Genomic DNA, 26350 nt, shown 5'->3' with positions numbered 1-26350 from the left:
AGGTCGACTCAATGCCTCATGTTGGGGATCATCGCATAGAGCTCCCGGGTGAAGTCGCTCATGTAGCTCATCATCCATGGGAAGAAGATGACCATCGCCACCATGACGATGATGATCTTCGGCGCGAAGGCGAGGGTCGCCTCCTGGATGGAGGTGACCGCCTGGAAGATACTGATGAGCAGGCCCACCACGAGCCCCGAGATGAGGAGCGGCGCGGAAAGGAGCAGCGTCACCTCGAAGCTGCGGCGTGCTATCTGGACGACGAGATCGGGACTCATGAAATGCCTCCGAGTGTAGGGGCGCTGCTTGCCGCGCCCTGATTGGAAATGGGCGCGGCAAGCAGCGCCCCTACAATCTTATCCGAAGCTCTTGACAAGCGAGCCTATAACCAGCCCCCACCCGTCCACGAGGACGAAGAGGAGAATCTTGAAGGGGAGCGAGATCATGACCGGCGGGAGCATCATCATACCCATGGACATGAGGACCGAGGCCACCACCATGTCGATCACCAGGAACGGGATGAAGATGAGGAAGCCGATCTGAAACGCGGTCCGCAGCTCCGAGATCATGAAGGCCGGGATGAGGGTGAGGGTCGGGATGTCGTCGGCGTTGCGGGGGCGCTGCAGCTTGGAGAGGTTGATGAAGAGCGCCAGGTCCTTCTCCCGGGTCTGGGAGAACATGAACTTGCGCACGGGGACCTGTGCCCGCTTGAACGCCTCCTCCTGGGTGATCTGGGCGGCCCGGTAGGGCTGGAGCGCCTGGGTGTTCACCTGCTGCCAGACCGGGCTCATGACGAAGAAGGTGAGGAAGAGCGACAGGGCCACGATGATCTGGTTCGGAGGGGATTGCTGGGTGCCGATGGCGTTGCGCAGGAACGAGAGGACGATGACGATCCGGGTGAAGGAGGTGGTCATCATCATGAGTCCCGGCGCCAGCGACAGCACCGTCATGAGGAAGAAGATCTGGAGGACCGTGGAGACGTCGCCCGGCTTGGAGGCTTTGCCCACGCCGATGGAGAGGGTCGGGATCACCGGCTCGGCGAAGGCCGCGGCCGCAAGGCCGGCAACCAGAGCGATGGCCGCGAGGGGTATGAGGATATGCTTTTTCATGACAACACCGTCCCTGGTGTCAAAATTTTTCGGCGCGCCGACTGGGGGAGTCGGCCCGCCCCTGCTTGATGGCGGCAATCTTCGCGGCCATGGCATCGAGCTTTCCCTGAAAGAGGGCGGCCATGGTCGACTGCTTCTCCGGGTCATCGATCACTTCGATCTCCTCAAGGATGTCGATCTGCTTGAGAAAGGTGAGGTTGTCGCTGCTGGAGCCCAGCAGCAGGTACTCTCCCCCCACCTCCACGAGGACCAGCGACTTCTTCGGCGCCAGGTGGCGCGTCTCCACCAGGCGGATGTGGCGCTCGCCGCCCCCCATGGGGGCTCCCAGCTTCAGCCAGCGGTTGGAGAGGTGGTAGAAGAGGTAGATGAGCCCCAGCACCACTGCCAGCGCGGCCACCATCTGGAGGGTGAGCATGAACAGGCTCGGGCTGCCCTGCCCGTCCGCGGCCAGGGCAGCGGCCGGCACGAGCGTTGCCGCCGTTGCGCCCCCTGACATGGCGAGGCGTTTCACAGCACCTTCTCCACCCGCTCGTTGGGGCTGACGATATCCACGAGCCGGATGCCGAACTTCTCGTTCACCACCACCGCCTCGCCCCGGGCCACGAGCTTGGAGTTGACAAACACGTCGAGGGGCTCCCCCGCCAGCTTCGTCAGCTCCACGACCGCCCCCTGGTTAAGCTGGAGAACGTCCTTCACGAGGATCTTGGTGCGCCCCAGCTCCACCGTGAGCTGCAGCGGTATGTCGAGGATGAAGTTCAGGTTCTTGGTATCCAGTTCGCCATCCTTCAGGTTTTCATTGTCGAGGTCGCTCACTGCTCTCTCCCTTTACCGATAATGGTGGTTATCTGCGCCGCCTTGTTGCCGTGCCTCAGCCCCGGTGCGGACATGAATTTCGATACCCCCCCAACCTTCACCACCAGGTCGCTGTTACAGGGGGTGTCGAGCATGATGGTGTCGCCGGGGGTGAGATTCAGAAGATCGTCCATGCTGATGATGGCTCCACCCACCTCCACGGAAAGGTCGAGAGGGGCCTCCATAAGTTCCTTCGACAGGCGGAACGACCACTGGGGATCGATGGCCATCATGTCGACCTGGGCCCCGTTCTTGAGCTTTTCCCTGACCGGATCGATGGTCGTGAGGGGGACGGCGAAGATCATCTTGCCGACGATCTCCTCAATCTGGATCTCCATCTCCATCGTCACCACCTGGTACTCGGGGGGAACGATATTGACGAGCCGGGGGTTCATCTCCATCCGCAGAAAGCCCATTTTGGTGGCGTAAATGGGGGCCCAGGCCTTTTCCAGATCGGCGAGAACATCCATGACGATCTTCTGCACCAGCCGCAGCTCGATGGAGGTGAACATCCGGTTGCCGACGGTCGGCACGACCGAGGATCCGGTCCCCCCCAGGATGCAGTCGACGATGGTGAAGACCAGGGTACTGTCGAAGGCGATCAGTGCCGCCCCCTTGAGGGGATCGGCCTTGTAGATGGCCATGGCCACCGGCGACGGCATGGTATGGAGGAAGTCGTCAAACTTGAGGGCAGCGGCCCCCACCTTCTTGATCTCGACGATGCGCCCCAGGCGGTTCGACAGAGTGCCCCGCTGGTAGCGGATAAAGCTGTCGTAGATGATGTCGAGGTTGGGAATGTTCCCCTTTGACTCACTACTGAAGAGGTCGTAGGACTGAACCGTCGCCTCTGCCTTGGCCAGCTCCTTGTCGGGCTCGATCTTGCCCTCGAAGACTGCGGCCAGCAGCGCCTCTATCTCTTGTTTGGTGAGGATCTTCTCCATGGACGGTCCCTACCCGGCAATGCCGGTATGCAGCTTACGTCGAAGGCGCACCCTACTGCACCACGAAGTCGGTGAAGTAGACCCTGCTCACCTTGCCCGGCGGAAGGATCTTGTTGATGGCCACCATGATCTCGTCCCGAAGCGTGTTCTTACCTTGGAGATCCTGGACATCCTGGAGGGTTTTGGTGGTCAGGAGCACGAGGATGGCATCGCGGAGGGGAGCCTGACGCATCTCAATCTCTTTCTTGGCGTCGGCAGTGGCGGTTTCGAACTCCACCTTAACCCGCAGGTAACGGAGCTCCTGTCCGTCATAGATATTAACGATGAACGGCTCCATGGGGAAGATGTTGGCAGCGGCGCCTCCCGCTCCCTCCTTGCCGCCCTCCTTGCCGCCGCTCGCGGCGCCTCCCCCTTCAGCCTTCTGCTCCACCTTCGCCTCGGCAGCGCCTTCCTTTTTCTCCTTTTTGCCCCCCCCCATGAATACGACGGCAAGGGCGATAACCACCACGGCGGCCGCGCCGATGATGATGAAGAGCATTTTCTTGTTTTTCGGCACACCTTCTGCCGGGGCGTTTTCTTCTGCAGCCATTGGGGTCCTCCTCCTCGTTACTTTTCGGTTGATATCAGTGGGTTTGACGCACCGATGCAGATACTGCAACCGAAGTGCCAGAATGGTAAAAACAATCCAAAAGAAGGGGAAGAGCAAAAGAAGCGGAAAAAATCCCGAAAAACCGACGAACTCGGATTCTCAGCGAATGGGACTGACGAACGAATGGGGACGGGGCACCATGGGAAGGGCTTTAATGGTCGATGTTTTGACACGAAACAACGGCAGGAGGCGATACATGGGCGGCATGAAGGGGCCATGAAACGCCGTCAGCCGGTGGAACGGCGCAGGGGGGTCAATTTTCCGGCACGACTTCACAGCGGATCGATGCCGGCGCGGGTCAAAAAAAAGGGGGAGCCGCGTGGCTCCCCCGGGAAATGTCAGGTTACCGCTTGAGATTGAGGACTTCCTGGAGCATCTCGTCGGCGGTGGTGATGGTCTTGGAGTTGGCGGAGTAACCCCGCTGGGTGGTGATCATCTTGACGAACTGGGCCGCCATATCCACGTTGGACTGTTCCAGGGAGTTGGCAAGGACCTTCCCGACGCCCGGAGTGCTGGCGTTGGAGAAGAGGGGCTGACCCGATTCCAGGGTCTCCTCGAAGAGGGTGCCGCCCGCCTTGGAGAGGCCGGTGGTGGAGGCAAACTTGGCCAGGGTCACCTGGTAGAGCTTCTTGAGCTCGCCGTTGGAGTAAACCCCGTTCACGTATCCCTTGTCGTCGATGGTGACCTTGGTCAGGGTACCCTGGTAGTAGCCGTCCTGGGTCTGGGAAGAAACGATGGAGGGGCTGGCGTACTGGGTGGTAGCGCCCACGCCCATATCGAAGAGGATCGGCTGCGGTGCGGTTACCCCGCCCGCAAAGGTGATGTTCTGGGCCGCGCTGGCCAGGGGAGTCTGGCCGGTGAGGGCGCCCGTAGCGTCGAAAGTGAGGGTCCCGTCCAGCGGGGTGGTGCTGCTGCCAGTGGTGCCGGCCTGGGCGTCGGGGAGGATGGCGTGCCAGTCCCAGGCGTTGGCGGCGGTCTTGCGGAAGTAAACCGTGGCGGTATGGGCGTTCCCCTGGGAGTCGTAAACCGACAGGCTCGTGGAGAAGTTGGAGGTGGCCACCGGGTTGGCAGGGTCCCAGGCAAGGGCCGGCGTGGTCTGGGTGGAATCCAGGTTCAGCACCATGTCGACGGCAGAGGTCTGCTTCGGCGGAGTGGTGGCGAACGAGGTCAGGTCGATGGGCTTCATGACGCCGTCGGCAAGGCCCGAGGAAGGTATGATCCCATACCCCTGCACCTGATACCCTTCCGGGTTCACGAGGATCTTGTCCTTGTCGAAGTTGAAGGCGCCGGCCCGGGTGTAGTAGCGGCCGTTGTCGTTCTGGACCACGAAGAAGGAATCCCCCTGGACGGCCAGGTCGGTGCCGCTCTCGGTGCTCTCGAAGGAGCCTTGGGTAAACTGGTTCTCTACGGTCTGGATCTGGACGCCGCGGCCGATCTGGGAGCCGCCGCTGATGGTGCTGGAAAGGACGTCGGAGAAGAGCATCCGTCCCTGCTTGAAGCCGATGGTGTTAACGTTGGAGATGTTGTTGCCGATGACGGACATGGCTTCGCCGTTGGCGTTGAGACCGCTGATGCCGGTGTACAGTGCAGATGTAACGCTCATGTGTGTTGCCTCCGAGGGGTCGGCAGTAGTCGACTGCCGCCTGGTTCAAACGGGACGCCTCTGTCGGTCGGCGTCCCCGGGCCCCCGTGAAGGTCCGGCCCGTTGTGGATCATTTTCTTCCCTGCTGCTTCAGGTCCCCGATCCCTGGTCCCCGTATCCTAGAAAACTACTGCCGAATCGATGTTCGTGAACACATTCCCTTGCATGCTCCCCCGGTCCATGGCGGTGATGACTGTCCGGTTTTTGACACTCACCACGAGTGCCGCGTCGCCGAGCATGATGAGCGATTCGCGCCCACCCTTCTGTGCCACGCTGTCCACCGCTCCCTCCAGCCTCTTCATATCCGCATCGTTGAGGCTGATCCCCCGCGCCCTCAACCGTTCCTGGGCATGCTGGGAGAATTTGACCCCCTGGGTCGGCATCTTGCCGTCGAGGATCGTTGCGAAGGCGGGCTGTGTGCCCCCCTGTTTCGCCGGTTGCGGTTGCGCCGGTTTCTGTCCCGGGTTAATGGGGAGTGGTTCGGGAAAATAGATCGTGTCGATCATTCCTTCCTCACGCTCCTTTCACCGAGAGTAAATTGCTGAGCGGCACGCTGACGCCGCCGACGATTATGTTGGGTTCCGTCCCTTCCAGCGATACCCCTTCCACCGTGCCGACGAGAAGCGGGTTACCCTGGAACTTCTCCCCCTTGGCATTGTATCCGGTTACGCTGAAGCTGTACTGTCCCGCCGGCAGCGTACTTCCCTGGCCGTTCTTGCCGTCCCAGGCGATTGCGCCATCTCCGGCCCGGGTGCTTCCGAGAGTCATGGTCCGGACTGTGGTTCCGTTGATATCCATGATATTGATGGCCACCTGTTGCGCATCGGCGGGAAGACGGTAGCCGAGGGCCGGTTTGGAGCCGGCGGTGAGGTTGATCTGATCGCCGTTGGCCGTTACCGACTTGCCGATGTACGAGACCGACGAGAGGCTTGTGGCGCCGTTGAACAGGTCGATGATTTTGGCCAGGTTGGAGTTGGTGTTGTAGGCCTGCTCCACCTGGGTCAGCTGCGCCAGTTGGCCGATGAACTCCGAGCTGTCCGCGGGGTTCAGGGGATCCTGGTGCTGGAGCTGGGTGACGAACAGCTTGAGGAAGTCGTCCTTGTTCATGCCGGTGGACTTCTTCATGGCCGCTGCCGCCGCTGTCGTGTCGGTTGTGATTCCGTTTACCACGTTCTGTGTACCTCCTTTCCTAAAGTCTCACGTCAAGGATCGAATCGCGCCGGTCGGTGTAGTAGTAGTCGGCTGATTCGGCAGCTGGTGCCTCGAACTCTGCCGTTCCCTGCCGGGACGCCATCCGGAAGCCCCCCTGTTGGCCAGCCTCCTTACCCTGGCGGAAGAGCTGCTCGTACCCCTGGCCCGTGCCGGTGGAAACGTCGAATCCGGTCATGGTCAGGTTCTGTCGCGAGAAGTTCTCCTTGAGGGAATCCAGGTTGCTGAGAAGAATCTCCCTCACCTGGCTGTTTGCCGCCAGCACTTCCACCTTAACCTGCTGGTCCACAACCTGGACGTTGATCCGAAGCTCCCCCAGTTCGGCCGGGGCGAGCCGGATTGCGATCTGGCCGTTGCCGGCATGCTCGCGGGTTGCGATTCCCTCTTTCACCTGGGCCATGATGCTGTCGCGCAAGCCGTGGGTCGGCTGGTGCTCGGGCTTCGTGGTGCCAGTAAGGGCCGGCTCGATGGGTTTTGCCGCGTCGGTCTGGACGGGTGCGACGTGGGCCTTCAAGTCGGGGGAGTGACTGCCCTCTTTCCCCTGTTCGCCAAAGGATTGCTCCTTACCGCTTTCATCCCTGATGACTACCTCCACCTTTTGGGGCTTTGCGTCAGCAAGGGGTGCGGTTTCCGTCACCGATGCCTTATCAGCCTCGGCAGAGAGACTTTCCCCCTTCGGGATGACCGGTATCCGGTCGGGATAGGCTGCCGCCGGTCCCATGGTGCGGGGTGCCGGTTTGTTCGCTGCCGCGACCTCGGGTGCCGGTGCCATTTCGGGCAGGGGCTCGGACGCCTGGGGTTCCACCTGGGCCACCTCGGTGATTTTTGCGGGTTCGAGATTGACCGCGAGGATCTCCACCGTGTTCTTTTCCGGGACAGGCTGTGCCGTGGCTGTGGGCGCCGATGCAGCCTGGGGTGCCGGTGCGGCTGGGGCTGCTTCCGTTGTCGGAATTTTTGCCTTGGTCGTCTCCCGGGGAAGTTCGGGCTGGGGGATGACGGCGTCGGCCTGGGACGGAAGCATGGCAGGTGCGGATTCAAGTGCCATTGCCATTACAGGTGCCGCTGCTGGCGAAGGTGCGGTGGCCGTGACCTGCGTCGCTGCAGTGGCAGCGCTCGCCTCGGTGGTCGTGCTGGTCGGGACGGTAATTTCGGGAACCGGCGCGGCCTGCGGAACGATCGTCTGGGGTGCCACAAGGGATACGAGCGACATCATGGCTGCTTCGGCGGTGGTAATGTCGTCGGTCTCCGGGGCGGTGGCGTTTTGATCGTTCGGCTCCGGGGTTTCCGCGGCAAGGGATGGAAGTTCCGCGGTGGCCGTCGTGGCTGGGGGCTGAACGAGGAGCCCGGCCATGAGCGAGGCGAAGAGGTCAGGGGTGGCGGCAGACCCGGCAGGGACTTCAGGAGCGGTTCCGGCGGTGGGGACGGCTTGTGGAATCACCTGGAGCATCTGCATGATCTCCATGCTCATACTTGTTCACCTCCTTTCTTTGTGGTATGAAACGCGGCTTTTCCACGTTTCGTGCTGCTATTCAGTTGTCAGAGAACCCTACCGTAGGGGCGCATTGCATGCGCCCTGATTTGGGCGGATTCAATCCGCCCCTACGGTACAAACCTGCCCTACCGAGCCGCCAGGTTCTGCCTAGTCCACTTCAGCGCCCGCTCCTTCTTGATGAGGGGGAGGAGCTTGCCGGCACGCTTCTGGTCCATCTCGCTCAGGAGCTCCAGGGCCTCGTTCTCGGGGAGGCCGTCCAGGAGCTTCACCGCTTCCTGGGGCTTCAACCCTTTGTAGACCTTGAGGAGCTTCTGGTAGTTGGCGCTCTGCACCTTCTTGCGGGCGTCCAGGGAACGGTCCAGGCCCGCCTTGGCAGCTTCCAGCTCCTTCACCCGCGCTTCAAGGGTAGCGGCCAGGGCCTTCAGCTCCTGCTCCTTGACGGCCAGGGCCGCTTCCTTGGCGGCCAGTTGCTGTTTCTTCTGTTCCAGTGCCGCGGCTTCGCTGACGCCATTCCTGGCGCCTCCCGTCGGATAGACGGGTGCGGTCACGGCGGGACGCGTGCTGCTCCCTCCGGAGGACTGGGCCTCGACGGAGGGGGGGGTACAAATCGGCGGCGCGAGGAGGAGGAACCCCGTCGCCGCCACAAAAGGTATGTACGTCGCTTTCCGCATGGGTTACCGGAGGGCCTTCTGGATGGCCAGTTCTTCGAGGAAGGCCCGTTCCTTCTCGGCCCGCTCCCGCCGAAGGGCCGCCATCTGCCTCTCCTTGAGGAGCTCCAGGGCCTTCTTGTCCTTGGCTGCGTCCATCAACTCCTCGCGGCGCTCGGTCATCTCCCGGTCAAGGGAGTCCACCTGCACGCGCTGGGACTGGATGTCGCCGGTCTTGCGCCGGAAGAAGTCGGCATACATCTGAAGCTCGCCGGCATTGACCACGGAGGCCTGCTTGTTGTTGTACTCGACCCGGGCCTGGTCCGCCTCGGCCTTGTGGCGCTCCAGCACCTCGGTGGCGCTCTCGAACTCGCGCTTGGCGGTGGCGAATTCGACCTTGCGCACCTTCTCGATCTCTTTGCGGTAGTTGAGGACCTGCTGCAGTTGGAACCCGTTGTTATGGTTTTGCATCATGGCATGCTCCCGAATCTCTCGGAATCAGAAGGACTTTTCTTTTACCAGGGAATGTGCAATCAGAGTGCCATTCCTTCATCGAAAATGTCTCCAAGTGCGGTAACCGATTGCTCCATGGTGACCCCGTCATGGATCCCCTGGCGGATATACCCCACCATGCTCTCCATCTTGGAGATGGCATAGTCGATGGTCGGGTTGGACCCCGGCTTGTAGGCGCCGATGTTGATGAGGTCCTCGGCCTGCTTGTGGGCCGCCAGAAGCTCCTTGAAGCGGGAGGCGAACTGCTGCTGGCCCCGCTCGGTCACGTCCATCATGACCCGCGAGGCGCTGGCCAGGATGTCGATGGGGGGGTAGATGGCCCGGGCCGCCAGCTCGCGGTTCAGGACAATGTGGCCGTCGAGAATGCTCCGCATGGCGTCTGAGACCGGCTCGTTGAAGTCGTCCCCCTCCACCAGCACCGTGTAGAGTCCGGTGATGCTTCCGTCCATGAAGTTTCCGGTCCGCTCCAGGAGCTTGGGGAGCGCCGCGAAGACGGACGGGGTGTACCCCTTGGTGGTGGGGGGTTCGCCGATGGCGAGCCCCACCTCGCGCATGGCCATGGCGAAGCGGGTGGCCGAGTCCATCATGAGCAGCACTTTTTTCCCCTGGGCCTGGAAATACTCGGCGATGGTGGTGGCGATGTAGGCTCCCCGCATCCGCACCAGGGGCGGCTGGTCGCTGGTGGCGACCACGACCACCGATTTCTTGAGCCCCTCCTCCTGGAGGTCCTTCTCGATGAATTCCCGAAGCTCGCGCCCCCGCTCGCCGATGAGGGCGATGACGTTCACGTCCGCCTCGGTGTAGCGGGCAATCATCCCGAGCAGTGTCGACTTTCCGACACCAGAGCCGGCCATGATTCCGACACGCTGCCCTTTGCCGCAGGTGAGGAGCCCGTTGATGGCCCGGATGCCCAGATCGAGGGGCTCCCTGATGGGACGGCGCTTCATGGGGTTCACGGGATTGGCGTAGATGGGATACTCTTCGCGGGTCGCGAGGGGGCCTTTATCGTCAATGGGCTCACCGAGACCGTCGATGACGCGTCCCAGGAGGCCCGGGCCGACGCCGAGGGACGATTTTTTCCGCTTGACGGAGATGAGGCTCCCGAGGCCGACGCCCCGCAGTTCGCCCAGTGGCATGAGAAGCGTCTTGTTGTCGCGGAACCCCACCACCTCGGCCGGGATCGGGTCGCCGTCGTGGGGATGGACGTGGCAGAGGGTTCCCACGGCCGCGTCGGGGCAATACCCTTCGATGACGAGCCCCACCACCTGGGTCACCTTGCCGTGGAAGCGGATCGGCTTCATGGTCTCCACGGCGGTGAGATAGCGGGAGAGGTCGATCCTATCCATCGACACTGGTTGCCTCCCCATCGGCCTTGAGCCACGCCCCCTGCCCCGAGAAGGAGGGGATCACGTCGTCGGCGCCGGGAAGGGGAAGCTCGCCCCGGGGCTCCGGCTCCGCGGGTGCCGGGGATGCAGCTTCCACAGGCGCGCTCCGCTCTTCGAGGAGCGTGCGGTAGATCTCGTCCAGCTGGGATTCGATGCGGGCATCCACCGTCCCCGTGGCAGTCTCCACGAGGCAGCCTCCCGGCCCCACCCCGTCGTCGGGGGTGAGGGTGATGGGAACGTCGTCGCCAAGGCCTGCCAGAAACGCCTGCCGGTTAGCCGCCACCACCGCGTAATCGTTAGGATTGAGGCGCACCACCACCCGATCCCGCTCGGTACACCCCCCCACCGCAGCAGCGATGATGGAGGCGAGGATCCCCGGGTCCTGGGTGATCTCCTGCTGGACGATCTTGCGGGCCACCATGACGGCGAGCTTGAGGATATCCTCCTCGCTCTCCTTGAAAACCCGGCCCCGCAACCCCGTCACGGCCGACACGCCATCGCGCAGTGACTTGAAGACGTTGGCCAGTCCCCGTTCCGCCTGGCGGCGACCCTCGTCCATGCCATTGCGGTAGATTTCGTCCACCTTGGCCTGAAAATCCTCCTCGGAAAGGACGATCATCCCCTCCAGGCTCGGCATGGGCGGATCCGAATCCTCGGCAATGGACGCAGCCGGATCGGGAAGCTCCTCCCCGCCGGGCACGAAACCGAGGGAGAGGGGAACGAATCCCGACACGCCCGGCGGCAACTCCTGGGATGACGCCTCGGCCAGGATGCGGCCGAACGTGAAGCCCTGGGGGGTATGGAGAGAGGCTTCCCCCGCTTTGATGATCCGCGACCGTCGCTTAGACGAGAACATCGTCGCCTCCGCGGCCCGCCAGCACCACTTTCCCTTCCTCTTCCAGACGGCGGACGATCTTGATGATCTCCCCCTGGGCCTTTTCCACGTCGGAGAGGCGGACGGGGCCCATGACCTCCAGGTCCTCCTTGATCATCTCGGCGGCGCGGCTGGAGATATTGCGGAAGATCTTCTCCTTGATCTGGTCGGGGGCGGTCTTCATGGCAAGGGTCAGGGTATCGTTGGAGAGCTCGCGCATGATTCCCTGGATGGAGCGGTCGTCCAGCTTGAAGATATCGTCGAAGGTGAAGAGGTGCTTGCGGATGACCTCGGCCAACGGCGGATTGAGAACATCGAGCTTGTCGAGGATCTGCTTCTCCTTGCTCCGGTCCAGGTAGTTGAACATGTCGACCACCTTTTCCACACCGCCGACCTTGTAGCGCTGGATGCCCCCCATGGCGGTCAGTTCCCGCTTGATGACCTCGTCGATGTCCTCAAGGATCTCCGGCGACACCTGGTCGACGTCGGCGATCCGCATCACCACCTCTGCCTGGAGTTCCTGGGGAAGCATGGCGATGATCTCGCCGGTCTGCTTGGCACGCAGCTTCGCCAGGATGACGGCGATGGTCTGGGGATGCTCCTGGGAGAGGAAGTTGGCGATGGTCTTGGCGTCCAGGTTGGCAAGGATGTCGACCATGTCGCCGAAGCTGGAAGAACTGATCTCCTTGAGGAGCATCTCGGCCTTCTGGGGGCCGAGGGTCTGCTCCAGGATCTTGCGGACGAATTCCTCCCCCTGGGAGAAGATGCCGGTCTCCGGGTTGGTCATGTTGGTGAACTCGTTGACCACGTCCTGGATGACGGAGTGGGGGACATGGCCCAGCTTCGCCATGCTCTTGGATATCTGTTTTATCTCGGCATCGTCCATATGCTCGAACACCTTGGAGGTCGCCTCGGGACCCAGGTAGAGGAGCAGTATGGCAGCCTTGTCGGTACCGTCCATGGTCAATGCCTCGGAAAACGTGGAATGGGATGGTGGTTCATGCTAACGGATCATTGCTCCTTGGCGCGAAGCCAGTTCTGGAGGATCTGGGCGGCCTGGTAGGGCTCGTCCTTCACCTTGTTCATAAGCTCCATCTGCCGGATGGTCTGGTTCTGGATCTGGGCGCGGTGGACCTCGGCGATCTGGTTCAGGGTTTCCTCGGCAGCGGTGATCGGCTCGAAAGAGGTCTTCTTCTCGGGCTTCAGCATCTTCATGAGGGGACGAACCACAAAGAGGAGGAGCGCCAGGAAGCCGAAGCCGATGAGGCCGTTTTTGAGGAGCGAGAGGAAAATGGGTGCGTTCCACCACTGGCTTCCCTCGTCAGTCCCCGCCTCGGCGGTATCCTGGAACGGGATGTTCGCCACCGTCACCTGGTCACCCCGTCCGGCGTTGAAACCGACGGCGCCTTTGACCAGAGCCTCAATCTGTTGGAGTTCGGCGGGGGAGCGGGGGGTGTACTTGGGCTTGGCGTTCTTGCCATCCTTGCCGGCGGCCGGGGCGTCGTACTTGCCGTCCACGAGGATCGCCACGGACACCTTGGAAAGGGCTCCCACCGGCTCGATGGTCCGGGCCGTTGAGCGGCTCACCTCGTAGTTGAGGGTTTCATCGTTCTTGTTGCCTGAGGGGCCGGTGGCGCCGCCGGCACCGGCCGGGGTGCGGCCCAGGTTCGTCTGGGCTCCCGGGACCCCTGCCGTGGCGTTGGCGCCTCCCATGCTCTCCTCGCTGCGCTGCTCGCTGCGGACCACGGTTTCGGGGTCGTACTTCTCCTCGTAGCGCTCCACCTGGCGGAAATCGAAGACCGCCGATACGCGGGCCACCGACTTGCCGGAACCGACCGCTTTGTCAAGCAAGGACTGGAGCCGCTCCTCGGTGCCTCGCTCGTAGGTCCGCTGCACCTCCTGCATGGAGGCGGTCATCTTGCCGGCGGCATCCGTGGGGCCATTCTTGGAAAGAAGCTTCCCCTTCTGGTCGAGAACGGTCACGCGCTCCGGGTTCATCCCTTCGATGGAGGAAGCCACGAGATGGACGATTCCCTGGACATCACTGTCGTTGAGTTGGCGATTTCCCTTCACCTTGAGCACCACCGAGGCGGTGGCGGGCTTCTCGTCCTCCTTGAAGAGGGCCTTCTCGGGAATTGCCAGGTGGACCCGGGCCTGCTCCACCCCAGCGATCTGGCCGATGGTCCGGGAGAGTTCCCCCTGGAGGGCCCGCTGGTAGTTGAGCTTCTGGACGAACTCGGTCATGCCGAAGTTCTTTCGGTCAAAGATCTCGAAACCGACCCCGCCCCCCTGGGGAAGCCCCGCGGAAGCCATGGTCAGGCGCAGGTCGTAGACCTTGTCGGAGGGGACCAGGATTGCCTTGCCGTCGGCGGCGATCCGGTAGGGAACCTTCTGTTCCTTGAGCTTGTTGACGATCTCGCCGGCATCCTCGCTGGTGAGGTTGGTGAAGAGGGGCCGGTAGTCGGTGCGGTTGGCGACCATTATCAGGAGGGCGAAGGCAATGATCGACACCCCCACGACCCCGCCCACGACCCACCGCTTCACGGGGGGAAGGGCCATAAACGGCTCCAACAGCTTTTGCAGACCTTCAGGCATTTATGACTCCGATACGTGACACAAGGCGATTTCGTAGGGACGCCGCTTGCCGCGCCCTGTTCGGAAACGGGCGCGGCAAGCAGCGCCCCTACGGATTACATGCAATCCGTTTTTCAGCGCTCACCTTAGACCTGCATCCGCATGACTTCATTGTACGCGTCAATGGCCTTGTTCCGGACCTGGCCCAGGAACTGGAAGGCAAGGGACGATTTCTCCATGGCGATCATCACTTCGTGGAGCCCCTGGGACTCTCCGGTGGCAAGGGCCTGAACGGCAGAGTCCGACTGGGACTGCAGCTCGTTCACCTTGGAGACCAGTTCGCCGAAGAATTTGCCCGCATCGCTGGCCATGTTGGCCGGCTTCGCCCCCTTCGCTCCGACCTCGGGAAACGCCTGTCCCAGTCCTATACCGCTTTCGATTCCGTCAATCACGACTGCCTCCTGAAAAAGCTCTAAAGTTTCTGCGCCGGTTGCCGATAAGCTTCCATAAGGGTGCCTGTGACGCACCCTTTTTTTGCGTCAAAAAAATGAATAAGGTTACCGCGTGCTGAGTTCGAGGGTCTTGAGGGCCATGCTCTTGGCGGCCTGCACCGCCGTGACATTGGCCTCGTAGGCCCGGGTGGCGGCGATCATGTCGGCCATCTCCTCCACCACGTTCACGTTGGGAAGCGCCACGTACCCCTGGGGATTGGCGTCCGGATGGGTGGGGTCGTACTGGAGCCGGGGAGGGTTCTGATCTTCGATGACCTGGGTCACCTGGACCCCGGCGGGGCTTGCGCCGCGGCGCATCCGCTCCATGGTCGCCTGGAACTTCTCCGCGGCCGGGGTGGCGGCAAAGACGGCATCCTTGCGCTTGTAGGGGCCTCCTTCGGCGGTGCGGGTGGAGTTGGCGTTGGCGATGTTGGAGGAGATGAGGTTCATCCGCGTCCGCTCGGCAGAGAGGGCGGAAGAGCTGATCTGCATGGCGCTGAAGAAATCCATTATTTATTCTCCCTGATGGCGGATTTGATTTCGTTGAACTGCTTGGAGAGGATTTGGATCGATGCGTTGTACATGATCTGGTTCTCGGCCATGCGGGACATCTCCGCCTCCAGCTCCACCCCGTTGTTGTCCTTGCCGGGGGAGAGGGAGGGGGTCTCGACCACCGTCCCCTGGACCTGCTGGATGGAGTTGCTCTGCCCCTTGAGCGGGATGTGCTTCGGATGGGTGACAGCCGGGCTCCCCGTGTTCTTCCCCTTGAGTGCCCCCCTGAGCTCATTCTCGAAGGAAAGGGCCGTGGGGGTGTAGTTCGGGGTCTCGACGTTGGCCAGGTTGGCGGAAATCATGGTGTGGCTCCTGGAGCGGAGGTCGATGCTCTTGGCCAGAAGATCCACGGTGGTTCCAAATATCTTGTCGATTGGCATTGCCGTTCTCCTTGTTCCTACGCACCCTCTTCAGCAAAAGGCGTACCAGAGTCGTTGTTCACCGCCAAACCCCACGCACCCGTAGGGGCGAAGCAAACGACTCATCCGCTTCGCCCTGTGATTCCAAGGACAACAAGGGCGAAGCAGATAAACCCTGCTTCGCCCCTATCCTGTCATCCAGCCATTATTTTGACAGCTTCACCTGCCCCGCGAGCCTCTTCTTCAGTTCCATGTCGGCCAGGGCCTGGGCGGCCATCTGTTGCCAGACGGGGTCTTTCCCGTTGTCGGCAACCGCCTTGAAATGGCCGGCGGCCTCGTCGTTGCGCCCCTCAAGCCGGGCGATCTCTCCCATTTTATAGAGGAACGGGTCCCGCTGGGCCTCGGAAGCGGATGCACTTCCGGCCCGAAGGAGCTCCATGGCCCCCTTCCGGTCACCCCGCGCGAGCCGGGCCGAAGCAGCCACGTAATGGGCATCGGGCGCCAGGGCCGATGCCCCTCCCCGCTGTCGAAGTTCTGACAGAAAGAGGACCATGGCCCGCTCCGCGTCTTTTTTGTTGCCCGCGCTTTCCAGGGATTTGCCGAGAATGTAGTAGCTTTCCACGTCATCAGGACGCCCCTTGCCCGTCAGGAGGGGGGCGAGCCGCGCCGCCACCTTCGGCAGATTTCCCCGGTTGTAGTCGAGGGCCGCCACCTGCTCCCGGTAGCGCAGGGCCAAGGGATGATCGGGGAAGCGCCTCAGGAAGTTGTCGGCTGAATTTTCCAGCAAGGGGATGTCGCCGGTCCGCTCCGCGGCCTCGATGATCCGACGGTAGAGCTCGGGTGCCTGGGGGGCGCTCCAATCCTTGCCGGCCAGGTACGAGAAGAGCTCCGCTTCTTCCGAGAAGCGTCCCTGGTCGGCAAAGGCGATGACGAGGCTGCGCACGAAATCGGGATCGGCGATGCACCTCCCCAGGTAGTCCCGGTTCTCCTGGGCCAGCATGATGAGGGCGGGAAAATCCTTGGCCTGAATCAACGCCCGGACCATCGGCACGATGAGCTCTTCCCGCATCCCCCGGGCGACGCTTATGTAGGTGCCCCGGGAGAACTTCTTTTCGTACTCGGAGACAAGCGCGAAGCCGTCCGGGACCTCGCCGAAGAGGGCGGTGAGAAGCGCCGCCTTGAAGAGCGACTCTTCACGGAGGGAAAAGTCGCTGCTCCGGTTGATCTCCAGATACTCGTCCACGAGCCCCCTGAAGGTGGCCGGCTCGATCGTCATGAACTTGCGGTCGGCAAGCTTCATCCGTGCCTGCCACTTCGCCTTGTTGTCCGGGAAATTTTCCGCGACGGTCCGGTATATGGCCTCTGCCGCCATCTCCTTCCCCTGGCGGGAAAGGATGTCGGCCAGCCTCACCAGGAGCATCGGCGCAAACTTCTTGTCGGCAAGGCTCGCGATGAGGCGTCCCAGCATCCTGCGCCCCCCCTCCAGATCGCCGCTGCGGACCACGGCATCAGCGTAGGCAAAGGCCGTTCCCGGCGAATGGGCAAGGAACTCGGGCTGGAGCTTCTCCCCCTCCCGGAAATCCCGCAGGGCCTCGCCGTATTTCTGGAGCATGGAGCGGGCCTCGCCGAGACGGTAGTAGGCCAGGGCCCTCACCGGCGACTGGACGGTGACGATGGGGGCGAAGACCCGTTCGGCCTCGCTCCCCTGCCCCCGGTAGAGGGCGGCCTCGCCGGCGAGGATGATATCCACCTCCTCGGGGGTGAGCATTTTCTGGAGAATCCGGCGATCGGTGGGTACGAAGGGGATGTCGCTCTTGAGGGGAGGATCGAAGCGGGTGACGAGCTGCTCGACTCCCACCCGGATTCCCTCACGCCCTTGGGCGAAGGGAGAGGTGCGGGAGGGGGCCAGGCGGCTCCCCACGTCGAGGGTGAGCGCCGCCACCCCCGGCGTGGCGATGGCCCTCACACCGCGGGGATCACCCTTGACACCCACGGTGACGAGGAGATCCCCCCGGCGTCTGGCAACGGCGCAGCCGGTAACGTTGGAGTCGCTGTAGGAGCGGAGCCGCTTCCACCGGGCACCATCGGTATCCCGCAGAGTGACCCGCACCCGGTTTCCCGCAAGGTGGGTCAGCGTGTAGGCCGGTTCCCGATCGAGCTTGAGCGTAAGCCGCGTGAACCCGCTTCGGGGCCTGACGTCAATGCGGCGGAGACGGTTCCGGTCGTCGGCCCGGCCAGGACCAGCCGTTGCCAGGATGGTCAGGAGCAGGAGAGCGCAGCCGAGGGCTGTTTTCAGTAATCTGTTCACGGTCATGACACCTTGAGTGAAGTCCGGGGCGCAATCCCCCCATCACGAACGGCAAAAGTCGTGCCGTTACGACGAGGCGTCAAACAGGGGGATTCGGGACAAAAGAGAGGGGCGAAGGGAAGGGTGACGTCAAAAGAGGCTCGTTTATGTCACAATTTTGACAAAGGGACCCGGGGGGGAAATCATGCGGCGTTCAGGAACTTTTCCACCTTGGCCAGCACGTCATCCTCCTGGTAGGGCTTGAGGATGATGTCGCGGGCGCCGTACCTGACCGCCTTGAGCACGGCGGTACGGGTCCATTCCCGGGCGCACATGATGATGGGAAGGCTCTCGCCCTGGGCGATGGCCTTGATCTTGATGCAGAGGGACATGTCGCGGTCGTCGTTGTTGTGAATGCCGAGCACCACGAGCCGCACGCCCCCTTGTGAGAATATCTCGCGGATGTCGGCGTCGAGCCTGGCTTCCACCAGTTCGAACCCGCGGGTTGCCAGGAGTTCCCGCACCATCTGGCGATCGGTCTCGTCGTCCTCGAGGATGAGAACCCGGCGGGCGCCGCTCTCCACCACGTCAGACGCCGCCTCGGCCCCTTCGGCCGCGGGAGCGGCCACCGGCGTTGCGACGAACTCCTCCTCAGCGGCCGCCGCCTCATCCCCCTCTTCGCCGTCGCTTCCCGCATCTTCGGGAACCGGTTCGGGCTCTTCCCGGGGGGGATCGAAGAGTTCGGCAAGCCCCCGCGGCATGAGGATGTCAAAATTCCCCATCTCCAGCCCCGGCATCTCCATGCGGGCGCGGAACATGAGATACTCGCCGTCGGGAATCGGCTCGGTGTCGGTGATCTCGGTGGTTTCGGGGACAAACTTCTTGGGAGGAACTACCTTCAGATGGACCTTGTTCTCGAAGGCCGGCTGGAAAACCGTGTTGAACGATCCGATCGCCTGGTTGATGATCTCGGAGAAGGCGTCGGCGTCGTCAGTCTCCATGATGGCGAGGCGGCGCTTCTCATTGATGCGGGCAGGAGGGATGCCGAGGAGGAAGCCGCTCATACAGATGGCGTCCCGCAGCCCGAAAACCATGTGGAACGTGCCGGGGTACTCGCCGCTGGCAGTCACCTCCGCCACGAAACAGACATCGTCCAGGTCGCAGAAGTAGGTGGCCCGGTTCGTGGAAATAATGTCGGCTTGGCCGATGGTGAGTTCCTGCCCCAGGAGCATGCCGCTGTCTTCGGCGGTCTGCTTCAGGGCATTATCGATGACAGAGGTGAGATTGACAAACCCATCCATGGATCAAGAGGCTCCTGCTGAGATCTATGCTTCCTTCTGCAGTTTCAACCCCACGAGGAACCGCTGCGACTCGTTGACGAAGGGGATGATGACGCAGTCGCTGTCGGCCATGGCGTTCAGGGTGTACTCCTCGCCGGATATGACTGTCGGGACCGAAAGGTGGAGGTCCATCCCGCCTTTGGAGAGCACCATCTTCACGTACCCCCCCAGCATATTGGCGATCTCCCCCAGGGCGTCGTTCACGTCCTCGCCCACCTCTTCAACATCCATACCGAGCATGTTGGAAGTGATCCGCAGGGCGAACTCCAGGGGACAGTGGATGGAAAGGATTCCCGAATAGGTACCGGCAAGCCCCACCATTCCGGTGACGCTGCAGCGGAATTTCGTGACCGGCTCCTGGAGGGGATACTGGTCCTCCAGCTCCATCATCACCATGGTGCCGAATACTTCCTTGGTGGCGTCGATGATGAAGCCGGCAACCTGCTCCTCGGTAAGCCTGGTCGCTTCGGCCACACCGCTCGAGAGGGTCATAGGAGGCCTCCGAGCTTCTCGTTGAGCTGGTCGGGAGTGAAGGGCTTTTTGATGCTGTCGCTGGCACCGTTTTCCAGGGCCTGCTTGAGGATGTCCTCGCCACCCTCGGTGGTGATCATGACGATGGGGGCCTTGCAGCCGTTGGCCCGGGCCTGCTTGATGAACTCAAGCCCGTCCATGTTCGGCATGTTGATGTCGGAGAGAATGAGGTCGACGCTTTTGCCGGCAAGGACATTGAGCCCCTCAATGCCGTCGCCCCCCTCGAAGATCTCGTCCACGGGGAGACCCGCCTGACGGAGCGAGCGGGAGATGATCTTTCTCATGGTTGAGGAATCGTCCACAATGAGTACGTTGGCCATGCCTTTCTCCTTCCGTTTCTTCTGTAACCGATAGAGTATGCCGGGTTGCCCCGACGAGTCAGAAAATTGAACCGTTCGTCAAAAGAGCCCGGAGGAGCGCAAGAGGCAAGCCATGTCGGCTGTCGCCCGCACGGCGCGGTCCGCCGCCTCAGCAAGCTGATCGTCGCGTTGACGCACCGGCGCCGTCTCCCACCCCTCGATGGCTATCTCGAGAGCCAGGAGATTGGCCGTATCCGCCGATTCCTCAATGGTGCGAAGCACCTCCTCCATCCCTCTGACCGTTGCCCCCGCTTTGTTCACGAGCTCCCTCCCCGGCCGCGGGAATACCCCCGGGCATCCGTGTCTCATGCACGGTCTGTTCCACAAGAGCCTGAAAGAAGAGAAATTCAGGAAGGAGGGTCGAGCGGCTACATCACTCCCTTGCCGTTGAAGAAGATGCCGTACTTCTTGTCGTCGCCCTGGATATGCTTGGAGAGCCAGTCCCGCAGGAAGGTCATGACATTCTGGGTGAGAACCGCTTTCCCGTCCTGGAACTGTTTCTGGAGGTCAAGAACCTGCACGACAAGGGCGTTGTGCTCCTTCTTGTGGGCCTCGAAGTCGGTATAACCGTACTGCTTCATGAGCCGTTCCTCGGCGGCGAAATGGGTCTGCGTGTAGGCGATGAGCTGCTTGAGGATGTCCCCCACGACAAGACTTCCCTTGCCGGCCTTCATGGCGTCAAAGAGTTGATTCAGCATTTCGACGAGCTTCTTGTGCTGGTCATCGAACTGTTTCACTTTCACACTCAGGCTGTCGTTCCAGGTAATGAGGGCCATAGGGTAGAGCCTCCTTCGTCATGTTGGTCGCACGGCGTCGCCGTCACGTACTACTATCAATCGACCAACGGAAGGCAAACTTTAGAAAAATAAGAGGCCGTATGGAAAGATTCAGCGGAGAATGGGGAAGCCGTTGCGGTACCAGCCGACGATGCCGTCGGACACGTTGTAGACCTCCCGGTACCCCTTCCGGGAGAGGAAGCCGGCCACGAGCCCCGAGCGGGAGCCCACGGCGCAGTAGACCACGATGGGCCGGTTGCGGGGAATCTCGCCGATGCGGCGCTCCACCTCGTTGATGGGTATCAGGACTGCCCCCTGGAGCCGCCCCTGGCCGAATTCTTCGGGAGTGCGAACGTCCAGGAGAAAGACTTTCTTGTTTGCGGCAAGGAGGCTCTTCGCCTCCGTGGCCTTGATGTCGCGGTAGCCGGCGGCCAGGACCGTGGCCACCAGGGCCAGAACGATCATTGGGATGATGGCAATCTGCTTCATGACCATGAGTTACTCCGTTTACACTTCGATAGTGTATCCCACGTGGGCAGGATGGAAGCGGCCCGGGAACTCCTGGTGGAGCCGGGCCGCGGCGGCGAATCCGGTGCAGTGGCTCCCGAGGATCTTCCGCACGCCATACCCCCTGAGGGCCGCCACCGTCTCGTCCAACTGGTTCTGGCCGCAGAAGCCGAGGTGGGTCCCGCCCATGACGGCATGGATCTCGGCCACGCCGGTGGCATCCCGGGCCCACTCGATGGTGTTCACAAGCCCCGCGTGGCAGCAGCCAAGCAGAAGCACGAGCCCCCGCCCGGTCCGGATGATGAGGGACTGGTCGTCCCGGATCGGATCCGCGGCGCACCCTGCATCGTCACAGAAGAGTCCCGCGTCCCCCTTCTCGAAGGGGGCGGTGCGGGGCACCTCCCCCGTGAGAAAGAGGCCGGGCCCCACCTCCCGGAACTGGTCCGAAAAGGAAAAGCGGGCACCCTGCCCCCGGAGGAACTCCTCGGCATAGGGAATGCCGATGGAAAGGGCTTCCCCGGTGTCCTTCACCCGGTAGCGCCGGGCAAAGATCCCCGGGTGGGCCAGGATCTCCTTCCCCCCGCAGGAGGAGAGGAGTCCCCAAAGGCCGCCGGTATGGTCGTAGTGGCCATGGGAGAGGGCCACCGCGCCCACCCGGCGCAGGTCCCGGTTCATCCGCTGGGCATTGGCAAGAAGCCCCTCCCCGCGGCCGGTGTCGAAGAGGAGCGCCCCACCCTCCCACTCCACCAGGGCGGAGAAGCCGTGCTCGCCGATGGTGCCGGCGATGGGGCCCACGGTGTTGTCGCAGAGAATGGTGATCCGCCGGCTCATCTGCTGCAGCACTTTTCAGGGAATCGGGGCACCCCCAGCTTCTCCAGGATGGTAATCATGGGGCACCAGTTGGTGAACCCCGACTGGAAGAGGTTCAGCCCCACGAAAGCGGTGAACCAGAGCCAGTTGGGGCTGTGGTAGTGGGCCAGGAGGAGCGAGATGAGGATGAAGCTCCCGGCGATGATCCTGAGCATGCGATCGATGTACATTCTTTGTTCTCCTTGTATTCGCTACAGTGCGGCCAGCACCCGCTCCATCTTCTGCCGCACGGCAGCGGCCACTTCGGTCAACTCGGCGTTGCCGACCATGCCAAGGGCCGCCACCGGGTCCATGACCATCACGACGGTGGCCCCGTCATCGCCGGTATAGACGCAGACGTTGCACGGGAGCAGGGTCCCGATGTTCAGCTCCCGGTGGAACGCCTCCCAGGCCATGGCCGGATTGCAGGCACCGAGAATGATGTAGTCACGAAAGTCGCGGCCGAGCTTCTCCCTGAACTTCTCGGTCACGTCGATCTCGGTGAGAACGCCGAACCCCTCCTTCGCCAGTTCCTCCCGGACCCGGGCCACGGCCTCTGCGTATCCCATCCCGACCGTCTTGCCGAATGCGTACGATGTCGTCAGTTCCATGATAAACCTCCCTGTTCCGCTGGGGCGACCCTCGTGATCGCCCCGGTTCTACGACGCCAGAAGCTCCGCCATCTTCTTTGCCACCTCGCCGGTCAGGACGGCACATCCGCCCCTATCCTTGGCGTTCTTCGTGGCGATGCGGCAGCAGGAGGCGCCGTACTCCTGCTTGAACCACTCGTGGAGCTCCTTCGTGACCCGCTTGAGCTCACGCTTGTCATCCTTGAGGACGAAGCCGAAGGCTATGGTGCCGCCGGCGACGGCGCCGCAGATGCACCCCACGCCGGAGCCGCCACCAAAGCCCGACGCGGCCCGCACGATTTCCTCGGGCACCATGGGGAAAAACTGGTTGCGGGCCGCCATGAGCACCGCTTCGGCGCAGTGCATGCTGCCGGAGCGGTAGAATCCCTCCGCCTCGGTGCCGACCTTCTCGGCCACGGTCTCGGCGGTGGGGTTGGTTTGTTTCTTCTGCCAGAACATTGAACCTCCGTTGAGCATATGGTTGTGTAGGGGCGCCGCTTGCTGCGCCCTTATCGGCATGTTAAACGAAAGGCGATCCGGGCGCAGCAAGCGGCGCCCCTACAATGCCTCTGCGTCACCCTTCCGGTGGCGCTCCTTCCACGACTCCACCAGATAATACAATATCGGTATCGTCACCCTGGAGAGGGTCGTGGAGGCGATCTCCCCGAACATCATGGCCAGGGCGAGCCCCTGGAAAATGGGGTCGAAGACGATGACGAAGCTCCCCACCACCACCGCCGCCGCCGTCAGGAGCATGGGACGGAACCGAACCGCCCCCGCCTCGATGATGGCCTCGTCGAGCGGCAATCCCTCCCGACGCTTCAGTTCGGCGAAGTCGATGAGGATGATGGAGTTCCGGACGATGATCCCGGCCAGGGCGATGAAGCCGATCATGCTCGTGGCGGTGAAGAAGGCGCCGAAGAGGGCGTGCCCCGGCAGGATGCCGATGAGGGTGAGGGGGATCGGCGCCATGATCACGAGCGGCGTGGTGAAGTCCCTGAACCAGGCCACGACAAGGAGGTAAATGAGGATCATCACCGCCCCGAAGGCGAGCCCCAGGTCCCGGAAGACCTCGTAGGTGATGTGCCACTCGCCGTCCCACTTGATGCCCGGGCGCTCCTCGCTCCAGGGCTGCGTGGCGGCCCGCTGCTCGATCTTATACCCGCCGGGAAGCGGTATCGCGTCAATCTCCTTCTGCATCTTCAGGATGGCGTAGACCGGCGCCTCGATCTTCCCGGCCACGTCGCCGGTGACGTAGACCACACTCTTCAGGTTCTTCCGGTAGAGGGTCTGGTCTTCGACACCGGTGGTCACCCGGACCAACTGGGAAAGCGGCACGGTTCCCCGGGGCCCCGGCACGTAGATGGAGGAGAGGGAGGCCACGGAGCTCCGCTGCGCCACCGGGAGCCGAAGCGTTATGGGGACCGGCTCCTTCTCCGTAGGCAGGTGCATGATGCCGGCGTCCATGCCCGCCACTGCGATCCGCAGCGTCTTGGCCACATCCTCTACGGCGATGCCGCTGAGGGCCGCCTTTTCCCGGTCCACGGCAAAGGTAACCTTCTGCTGGTCGTCTTCCACATACCAATCGGTGTCTACCACCCCGTCCACCTTCTGGTAGATGGCCTTGATCTTCCGGGCGATGTCGAGGCGGGTTGCCTGGTCTGGGCCGTAGACCTCGGTGACGAGCGTGGAGAGGACCGGCGGCCCCGGCGGCACCTCGGCCACCTTGATGCGGGCGCCGTGGCGGTCGGCCACGCTCTTCAAAAGGGGCCTGATCCGCTTGGCCAGGGCGTGGGACTGATCCTTCCGCTCCTCCTTGTGGACGAAGTTCACCTGGATGTCGGCCACGTTGGCACCGCTCCGCAGGTAGTAGTGGCGCACGAGGCCGTTGAAGTTGAAGGGGGCGCTCGTCCCCACGTAGGTCTGGAAGTCGGTCACCTCGGGTACGGTGCGCAACGCCTCGGCCATCTCGGCGGTCACACGGGCCGTCTCCTCCAAGGGGGTCCCCTCGGGGGTGTCGATGATCACCTGGAGCTCGTTCTTGTTGTCGAAGGGGAGCATCTTCACGGTGACGAGCTTGAAGGAGATGAGGGAGCAGGCGATGAGCAGCAACACCACCACGCCGGTCAGGAAACCATAGCGGAGCTTCCGGTCATGGATCAGACGCCCCATCCACTTCCGGTAGAAGGCGGTGAGCTTCGATTCTTCTGCCTCCGCCTCGCTCCCGAAGTGGGACTCTCCCTTCATGAGCCGGTAGGCGAAATAGGGGGTGACCATGAAGGCGATGAACATGGAGAGGAGCATGGCCATGCTGGCCCCCACGGGAATCGGCCGCATGTAGGGCCCCATGAGCCCTCCCACGAACCCCATGGGGAGGATGGAGGCGATGACCGCGAAGGTTGCGAGCACCGTGGGGTTGCCGATCTCGTCCACGGCCCGGATTGCCGCCTCCAGGGGTTTGAAGCGCGTGGTGGTGAAGTAGCGGTGGATGTTCTCCACCACCACGATGGCGTCATCCACCAGGATGCCGATGGAGAAGATGAGGGCGAACAGGGTGATCCGGTTCAGGGTGTAGCCGATCAGGTTGAAGACCAGCATGGTGAGGGCAAGGGTCACCGGGATGGCGATGGCCGCCACGGCCCCGGCCCGCCACCCCATGAAGACGGCGATGAGAATCGTGACCGAGATGGCCGCCAGGAACATGTGGAAGAGAAGCTCGTTGTTCTTCTCCTTGGCCGTCTCGCCGTAGTTGCGGGTGACCGTCACCTGCACGTCGGAGGGGATCAGCTTCCCCTTCAGGAACTCCACCCGTTTCAGAAGGTCCTCGGCCACCCAGGTGGCGTTGGCACCCTTGCGCTTGGCCACGGAGAGGGTGACCGCCGGATAGCTCTCGGCCCGGTTGCCGGAAATCCCCTTATGGTCCGCCGCCGGCCCCAATCCGAAAAAGACGTAGTCTTTGGGCTCCTGGGGACCGTCCACAACGGTTGCCACATCGGAGAGATAAACGGGCCGGCCGTCCCGGGCGCTCACCACAAGGCGCCGGGCCTCTTCCGCACTGGCGATGAAGCCGCCGGTATCCACGAGAAGCTCCCGGTTCCCTCTATCGAAGGTCCCCGAGGGGAGCCGGGCGTTCCCCCCCTGGATCGCCCCCATGACCTGAAGGGGGGAGAGACCGTAGGCGGCAAGCCTGGCAGAGTCGAGGCGGACCGAGAGCTGACGGCTGAGGCCCCCCGTGATGTGGGTCTCGGCAACGTTGCTCCCCTTCTTCAGCTCGTCGCAAAGTTCGCGCCCGAGCCTCCGGAGGGTCTGGCCGTCGTAACGGTCGGACCAGAGGGTGAGGGTGAGGATGGGAACATCGTCGATGGATTTCGGAACGACCAGCGGTTCGCCAGCCCCCGGCGGGAGCATGGCCCGCTTTTCCATCACCTTGTTATAGAGCTTGACGAGGGACTTTTCCATCTCCTCGCCCACGAGGAAACGGACCGTCACGATCCCCATCCCCGGCCGGCTCATGGAGTAGACGTACTCCACCCCCGGAAGCTCCCACATGGTCTTCTCAAAGGGGACCACCACCCGCTCCTCCACCTCCTTGGGGGTGGAGCCGGGCATGGGGAGGTAGATGTCGATCATCGGCACGACGATCTGGGGCTCCTCCTCCCGGGGGGTCACGAGCACGGCGTAGACCCCCAGCAACAGCGCCGCCAGCACGATGAGGGGAGTCAGCTTCGAATTGATGAACGCTTTCGCTATGTTTCCGGCAACGCCGAGTTTTTCCATCTCTTA

31 protein-coding genes are annotated in these 26350 nt (G+C 62.6%); all 31 read right to left on the bottom strand.

Annotation, left to right across the window (positions count from 1 at the left end; all coding sequences use genetic code 11):
- Positions 1–8: 8 nt before the first annotated feature.
- The 31 genes from fliQ to KI811_RS07595 all read right to left on the bottom strand — a co-directional run bounded on the left by fliQ (position 9) and on the right by KI811_RS07595 (position 26344).
- Positions 9–278 carry a flagellar biosynthesis protein FliQ gene (gene fliQ, locus KI811_RS07745; protein ID WP_214185889.1) on the bottom strand — a complete coding sequence of 90 codons (270 nt, stop codon included), beginning with the start codon at positions 276–278 and terminating at the stop codon, positions 9–11.
- A gap of 78 nt (positions 279–356) precedes the next feature.
- Positions 357–1109, bottom strand: coding sequence for a flagellar type III secretion system pore protein FliP (gene fliP / locus KI811_RS07740; RefSeq protein ID WP_214185888.1), 753 nt, complete (start codon positions 1107–1109; stop codon positions 357–359).
- 19 nt (positions 1110–1128) lie between these two features.
- The gene (fliO, locus tag KI811_RS07735) at positions 1129–1620 is read right to left on the bottom strand and encodes a flagellar biosynthetic protein FliO (protein WP_281874810.1); all 492 of its coding nucleotides are present in this window, start codon (positions 1618–1620) and stop codon (positions 1129–1131) included.
- Entirely contained in the window at positions 1617–1922 is a 306-nt protein-coding gene (gene fliN, locus KI811_RS07730) for a flagellar motor switch protein FliN (RefSeq protein WP_004514553.1), read from the bottom strand. Before fliN ends, fliO begins: the two co-directional genes overlap by 4 nt.
- The gene (fliM, locus tag KI811_RS07725; RefSeq protein WP_214185887.1) at positions 1919–2902 is read right to left on the bottom strand and encodes a flagellar motor switch protein FliM; all 984 of its coding nucleotides are present in this window, start codon (positions 2900–2902) and stop codon (positions 1919–1921) included. The genes fliN and fliM overlap by 4 nt, the downstream gene beginning before the upstream one ends.
- Positions 2903–2954: 52 nt before the next feature.
- Positions 2955–3491: a flagellar basal body-associated FliL family protein gene (locus KI811_RS07720; RefSeq protein ID WP_214185886.1), complete on the bottom strand. Its 537-nt coding sequence runs from the start codon at positions 3489–3491 to the stop codon at positions 2955–2957.
- A gap of 403 nt (positions 3492–3894) precedes the next feature.
- The gene (locus tag KI811_RS07715) at positions 3895–5154 is read right to left on the bottom strand and encodes a flagellar hook protein FlgE (protein ID WP_214185885.1); all 1260 of its coding nucleotides are present in this window, start codon (positions 5152–5154) and stop codon (positions 3895–3897) included.
- Positions 5155–5312: 158 nt separating this feature from the next.
- Positions 5313–5699, bottom strand: a complete 387-nt coding sequence (locus KI811_RS07710) for a TIGR02530 family flagellar biosynthesis protein (RefSeq protein WP_214185884.1) — start codon at positions 5697–5699, stop codon at positions 5313–5315.
- Positions 5700–5706: 7 nt separating this feature from the next.
- Positions 5707–6363, bottom strand: coding sequence for a flagellar hook assembly protein FlgD (locus KI811_RS07705; RefSeq protein ID WP_214185883.1), 657 nt, complete (start codon positions 6361–6363; stop codon positions 5707–5709).
- 19 nt (positions 6364–6382) lie between these two features.
- The gene (locus tag KI811_RS07700) at positions 6383–7870 is read right to left on the bottom strand and encodes a flagellar hook-length control protein FliK (protein ID WP_214185882.1); all 1488 of its coding nucleotides are present in this window, start codon (positions 7868–7870) and stop codon (positions 6383–6385) included.
- Between the two features lie 149 nt (positions 7871–8019).
- Positions 8020–8565: a MotE family protein gene (locus KI811_RS07695; RefSeq protein ID WP_214185881.1), complete on the bottom strand. Its 546-nt coding sequence runs from the start codon at positions 8563–8565 to the stop codon at positions 8020–8022.
- A 3-nt stretch (positions 8566–8568) separates the two neighbouring features.
- The gene (gene fliJ / locus KI811_RS07690) at positions 8569–9015 is read right to left on the bottom strand and encodes a flagellar export protein FliJ (RefSeq protein ID WP_214185880.1); all 447 of its coding nucleotides are present in this window, start codon (positions 9013–9015) and stop codon (positions 8569–8571) included.
- 59 nt (positions 9016–9074) lie between these two features.
- Positions 9075–10400, bottom strand: coding sequence for a flagellar protein export ATPase FliI (gene fliI / locus KI811_RS07685; protein ID WP_214185997.1), 1326 nt, complete (start codon positions 10398–10400; stop codon positions 9075–9077).
- Entirely contained in the window at positions 10393–11295 is a 903-nt protein-coding gene (locus KI811_RS07680) for a FliH/SctL family protein (RefSeq protein WP_214185879.1), read from the bottom strand. The genes fliI and KI811_RS07680 overlap by 8 nt, the downstream gene beginning before the upstream one ends.
- The gene (gene fliG, locus KI811_RS07675; RefSeq protein ID WP_214185878.1) at positions 11282–12274 is read right to left on the bottom strand and encodes a flagellar motor switch protein FliG; all 993 of its coding nucleotides are present in this window, start codon (positions 12272–12274) and stop codon (positions 11282–11284) included. The genes KI811_RS07680 and fliG overlap by 14 nt, the downstream gene beginning before the upstream one ends.
- Positions 12275–12324: 50 nt before the next feature.
- Positions 12325–13908 carry a flagellar basal-body MS-ring/collar protein FliF gene (gene fliF, locus KI811_RS07670; RefSeq protein ID WP_214185877.1) on the bottom strand — a complete coding sequence of 528 codons (1584 nt, stop codon included), beginning with the start codon at positions 13906–13908 and terminating at the stop codon, positions 12325–12327.
- Between the two features lie 125 nt (positions 13909–14033).
- Positions 14034–14339: a flagellar hook-basal body complex protein FliE gene (gene fliE / locus KI811_RS07665; RefSeq protein WP_214185876.1), complete on the bottom strand. Its 306-nt coding sequence runs from the start codon at positions 14337–14339 to the stop codon at positions 14034–14036.
- 105 nt (positions 14340–14444) lie between these two features.
- Positions 14445–14888 carry a flagellar basal body rod protein FlgC gene (gene flgC, locus KI811_RS07660; RefSeq protein ID WP_214185875.1) on the bottom strand — a complete coding sequence of 148 codons (444 nt, stop codon included), beginning with the start codon at positions 14886–14888 and terminating at the stop codon, positions 14445–14447.
- Entirely contained in the window at positions 14888–15310 is a 423-nt protein-coding gene (gene flgB / locus KI811_RS07655) for a flagellar basal body rod protein FlgB (protein ID WP_214185874.1), read from the bottom strand. The genes flgC and flgB overlap by 1 nt, the downstream gene beginning before the upstream one ends.
- A gap of 184 nt (positions 15311–15494) precedes the next feature.
- Positions 15495–17603: a tetratricopeptide repeat protein gene (locus KI811_RS07650; RefSeq protein ID WP_214185873.1), complete on the bottom strand. Its 2109-nt coding sequence runs from the start codon at positions 17601–17603 to the stop codon at positions 15495–15497.
- 176 nt (positions 17604–17779) lie between these two features.
- Complete coding sequence (locus KI811_RS07645; RefSeq protein WP_214185872.1) at positions 17780–18877, bottom strand: response regulator; 1098 nt, start codon at positions 18875–18877, stop codon at positions 17780–17782.
- A gap of 24 nt (positions 18878–18901) precedes the next feature.
- On the bottom strand, positions 18902–19408 hold the full coding sequence (locus tag KI811_RS07640; protein ID WP_214185871.1) for a chemotaxis protein CheX: 507 nt from the start codon (positions 19406–19408) through the stop codon (positions 18902–18904).
- A complete protein-coding gene (locus KI811_RS07635; protein ID WP_004514294.1) occupies positions 19405–19767 on the bottom strand; it encodes a response regulator in 363 nt (120 codons plus the stop codon). Before KI811_RS07635 ends, KI811_RS07640 begins: the two co-directional genes overlap by 4 nt.
- Before the next feature lie 78 nt (positions 19768–19845).
- Positions 19846–20067, bottom strand: a complete 222-nt coding sequence (locus tag KI811_RS07630; protein ID WP_281874823.1) for a chemotaxis protein — start codon at positions 20065–20067, stop codon at positions 19846–19848.
- Between the two features lie 107 nt (positions 20068–20174).
- Positions 20175–20582 carry a bacteriohemerythrin gene (locus KI811_RS07625; RefSeq protein WP_214185869.1) on the bottom strand — a complete coding sequence of 136 codons (408 nt, stop codon included), beginning with the start codon at positions 20580–20582 and terminating at the stop codon, positions 20175–20177.
- Positions 20583–20693: 111 nt separating this feature from the next.
- Positions 20694–21077: a rhodanese-like domain-containing protein gene (locus KI811_RS07620; protein ID WP_214185868.1), complete on the bottom strand. Its 384-nt coding sequence runs from the start codon at positions 21075–21077 to the stop codon at positions 20694–20696.
- A 12-nt stretch (positions 21078–21089) separates the two neighbouring features.
- Positions 21090–21920 (bottom strand): MBL fold metallo-hydrolase, encoded by an 831-nt coding sequence (locus KI811_RS07615; RefSeq protein ID WP_214185867.1) that lies wholly within the window; start codon positions 21918–21920, stop codon positions 21090–21092.
- A complete protein-coding gene (locus KI811_RS07610; RefSeq protein WP_214185866.1) occupies positions 21917–22129 on the bottom strand; it encodes a YgaP family membrane protein in 213 nt (70 codons plus the stop codon). Before KI811_RS07610 ends, KI811_RS07615 begins: the two co-directional genes overlap by 4 nt.
- Positions 22130–22150: 21 nt before the next feature.
- On the bottom strand, positions 22151–22549 hold the full coding sequence (locus KI811_RS07605) for a DUF302 domain-containing protein (RefSeq protein ID WP_214185865.1): 399 nt from the start codon (positions 22547–22549) through the stop codon (positions 22151–22153).
- Positions 22550–22597: 48 nt separating this feature from the next.
- Complete coding sequence (locus KI811_RS07600; RefSeq protein WP_214185864.1) at positions 22598–23026, bottom strand: C-GCAxxG-C-C family protein; 429 nt, start codon at positions 23024–23026, stop codon at positions 22598–22600.
- A gap of 99 nt (positions 23027–23125) precedes the next feature.
- Entirely contained in the window at positions 23126–26344 is a 3219-nt protein-coding gene (locus KI811_RS07595) for an efflux RND transporter permease subunit (protein WP_214185863.1), read from the bottom strand.
- Positions 26345–26350 lie beyond the last annotated feature (6 nt).

Origin of the sequence: Geobacter hydrogenophilus (assembly GCF_018501225.1) — a bacterium.
Taxonomy (GTDB): domain Bacteria; phylum Desulfobacterota; class Desulfuromonadia; order Geobacterales; family Geobacteraceae; genus Geobacter; species Geobacter hydrogenophilus.
Note: the sequence above shows the minus strand (reverse complement) of the source record. Positions and strands in the feature narration are given on the sequence as shown.

What these genes read in the sequence shown, in the direction of transcription:
- fliQ (WP_214185889.1), bottom strand. Translation starts at nt 278, where the DNA reads ATGAGTCCCGATCTCGTCGTCCAGATAGCACGCCGCAGCTTCGAGGTG.
- fliP (WP_214185888.1), bottom strand. Translation starts at nt 1,109, where the DNA reads ATGAAAAAGCATATCCTCATACCCCTCGCGGCCATCGCTCTGGTTGCC.
- fliM (WP_214185887.1), bottom strand. Translation starts at nt 2,902, where the DNA reads ATGGAGAAGATCCTCACCAAACAAGAGATAGAGGCGCTGCTGGCCGCA.
- KI811_RS07720 (WP_214185886.1), bottom strand. Translation starts at nt 3,491, where the DNA reads ATGGCTGCAGAAGAAAACGCCCCGGCAGAAGGTGTGCCGAAAAACAAG.
- KI811_RS07715 (WP_214185885.1), bottom strand. Translation starts at nt 5,154, where the DNA reads ATGAGCGTTACATCTGCACTGTACACCGGCATCAGCGGTCTCAACGCC.
- KI811_RS07710 (WP_214185884.1), bottom strand. Translation starts at nt 5,699, where the DNA reads ATGATCGACACGATCTATTTTCCCGAACCACTCCCCATTAACCCGGGA.
- KI811_RS07700 (WP_214185882.1), bottom strand. Translation starts at nt 7,870, where the DNA reads ATGAGCATGGAGATCATGCAGATGCTCCAGGTGATTCCACAAGCCGTC.
- KI811_RS07695 (WP_214185881.1), bottom strand. Translation starts at nt 8,565, where the DNA reads ATGCGGAAAGCGACGTACATACCTTTTGTGGCGGCGACGGGGTTCCTC.
- fliJ (WP_214185880.1), bottom strand. Translation starts at nt 9,015, where the DNA reads ATGATGCAAAACCATAACAACGGGTTCCAACTGCAGCAGGTCCTCAAC.
- fliI (WP_214185997.1), bottom strand. Translation starts at nt 10,400, where the DNA reads ATGGATAGGATCGACCTCTCCCGCTATCTCACCGCCGTGGAGACCATG.
- KI811_RS07680 (WP_214185879.1), bottom strand. Translation starts at nt 11,295, where the DNA reads ATGTTCTCGTCTAAGCGACGGTCGCGGATCATCAAAGCGGGGGAAGCC.
- fliG (WP_214185878.1), bottom strand. Translation starts at nt 12,274, where the DNA reads ATGGACGGTACCGACAAGGCTGCCATACTGCTCCTCTACCTGGGTCCC.
- fliF (WP_214185877.1), bottom strand. Translation starts at nt 13,908, where the DNA reads ATGCCTGAAGGTCTGCAAAAGCTGTTGGAGCCGTTTATGGCCCTTCCC.
- flgC (WP_214185875.1), bottom strand. Translation starts at nt 14,888, where the DNA reads ATGGATTTCTTCAGCGCCATGCAGATCAGCTCTTCCGCCCTCTCTGCC.
- flgB (WP_214185874.1), bottom strand. Translation starts at nt 15,310, where the DNA reads ATGCCAATCGACAAGATATTTGGAACCACCGTGGATCTTCTGGCCAAG.
- KI811_RS07650 (WP_214185873.1), bottom strand. Translation starts at nt 17,603, where the DNA reads ATGACCGTGAACAGATTACTGAAAACAGCCCTCGGCTGCGCTCTCCTG.
- KI811_RS07645 (WP_214185872.1), bottom strand. Translation starts at nt 18,877, where the DNA reads ATGGATGGGTTTGTCAATCTCACCTCTGTCATCGATAATGCCCTGAAG.
- KI811_RS07640 (WP_214185871.1), bottom strand. Translation starts at nt 19,408, where the DNA reads ATGACCCTCTCGAGCGGTGTGGCCGAAGCGACCAGGCTTACCGAGGAG.
- KI811_RS07635 (WP_004514294.1), bottom strand. Translation starts at nt 19,767, where the DNA reads ATGGCCAACGTACTCATTGTGGACGATTCCTCAACCATGAGAAAGATC.
- KI811_RS07625 (WP_214185869.1), bottom strand. Translation starts at nt 20,582, where the DNA reads ATGGCCCTCATTACCTGGAACGACAGCCTGAGTGTGAAAGTGAAACAG.
- KI811_RS07620 (WP_214185868.1), bottom strand. Translation starts at nt 21,077, where the DNA reads ATGGTCATGAAGCAGATTGCCATCATCCCAATGATCGTTCTGGCCCTG.
- KI811_RS07615 (WP_214185867.1), bottom strand. Translation starts at nt 21,920, where the DNA reads ATGAGCCGGCGGATCACCATTCTCTGCGACAACACCGTGGGCCCCATC.
- KI811_RS07610 (WP_214185866.1), bottom strand. Translation starts at nt 22,129, where the DNA reads ATGTACATCGATCGCATGCTCAGGATCATCGCCGGGAGCTTCATCCTC.
- KI811_RS07605 (WP_214185865.1), bottom strand. Translation starts at nt 22,549, where the DNA reads ATGGAACTGACGACATCGTACGCATTCGGCAAGACGGTCGGGATGGGA.
- KI811_RS07600 (WP_214185864.1), bottom strand. Translation starts at nt 23,026, where the DNA reads ATGTTCTGGCAGAAGAAACAAACCAACCCCACCGCCGAGACCGTGGCC.
- KI811_RS07595 (WP_214185863.1), bottom strand. Translation starts at nt 26,344, where the DNA reads ATGGAAAAACTCGGCGTTGCCGGAAACATAGCGAAAGCGTTCATCAAT.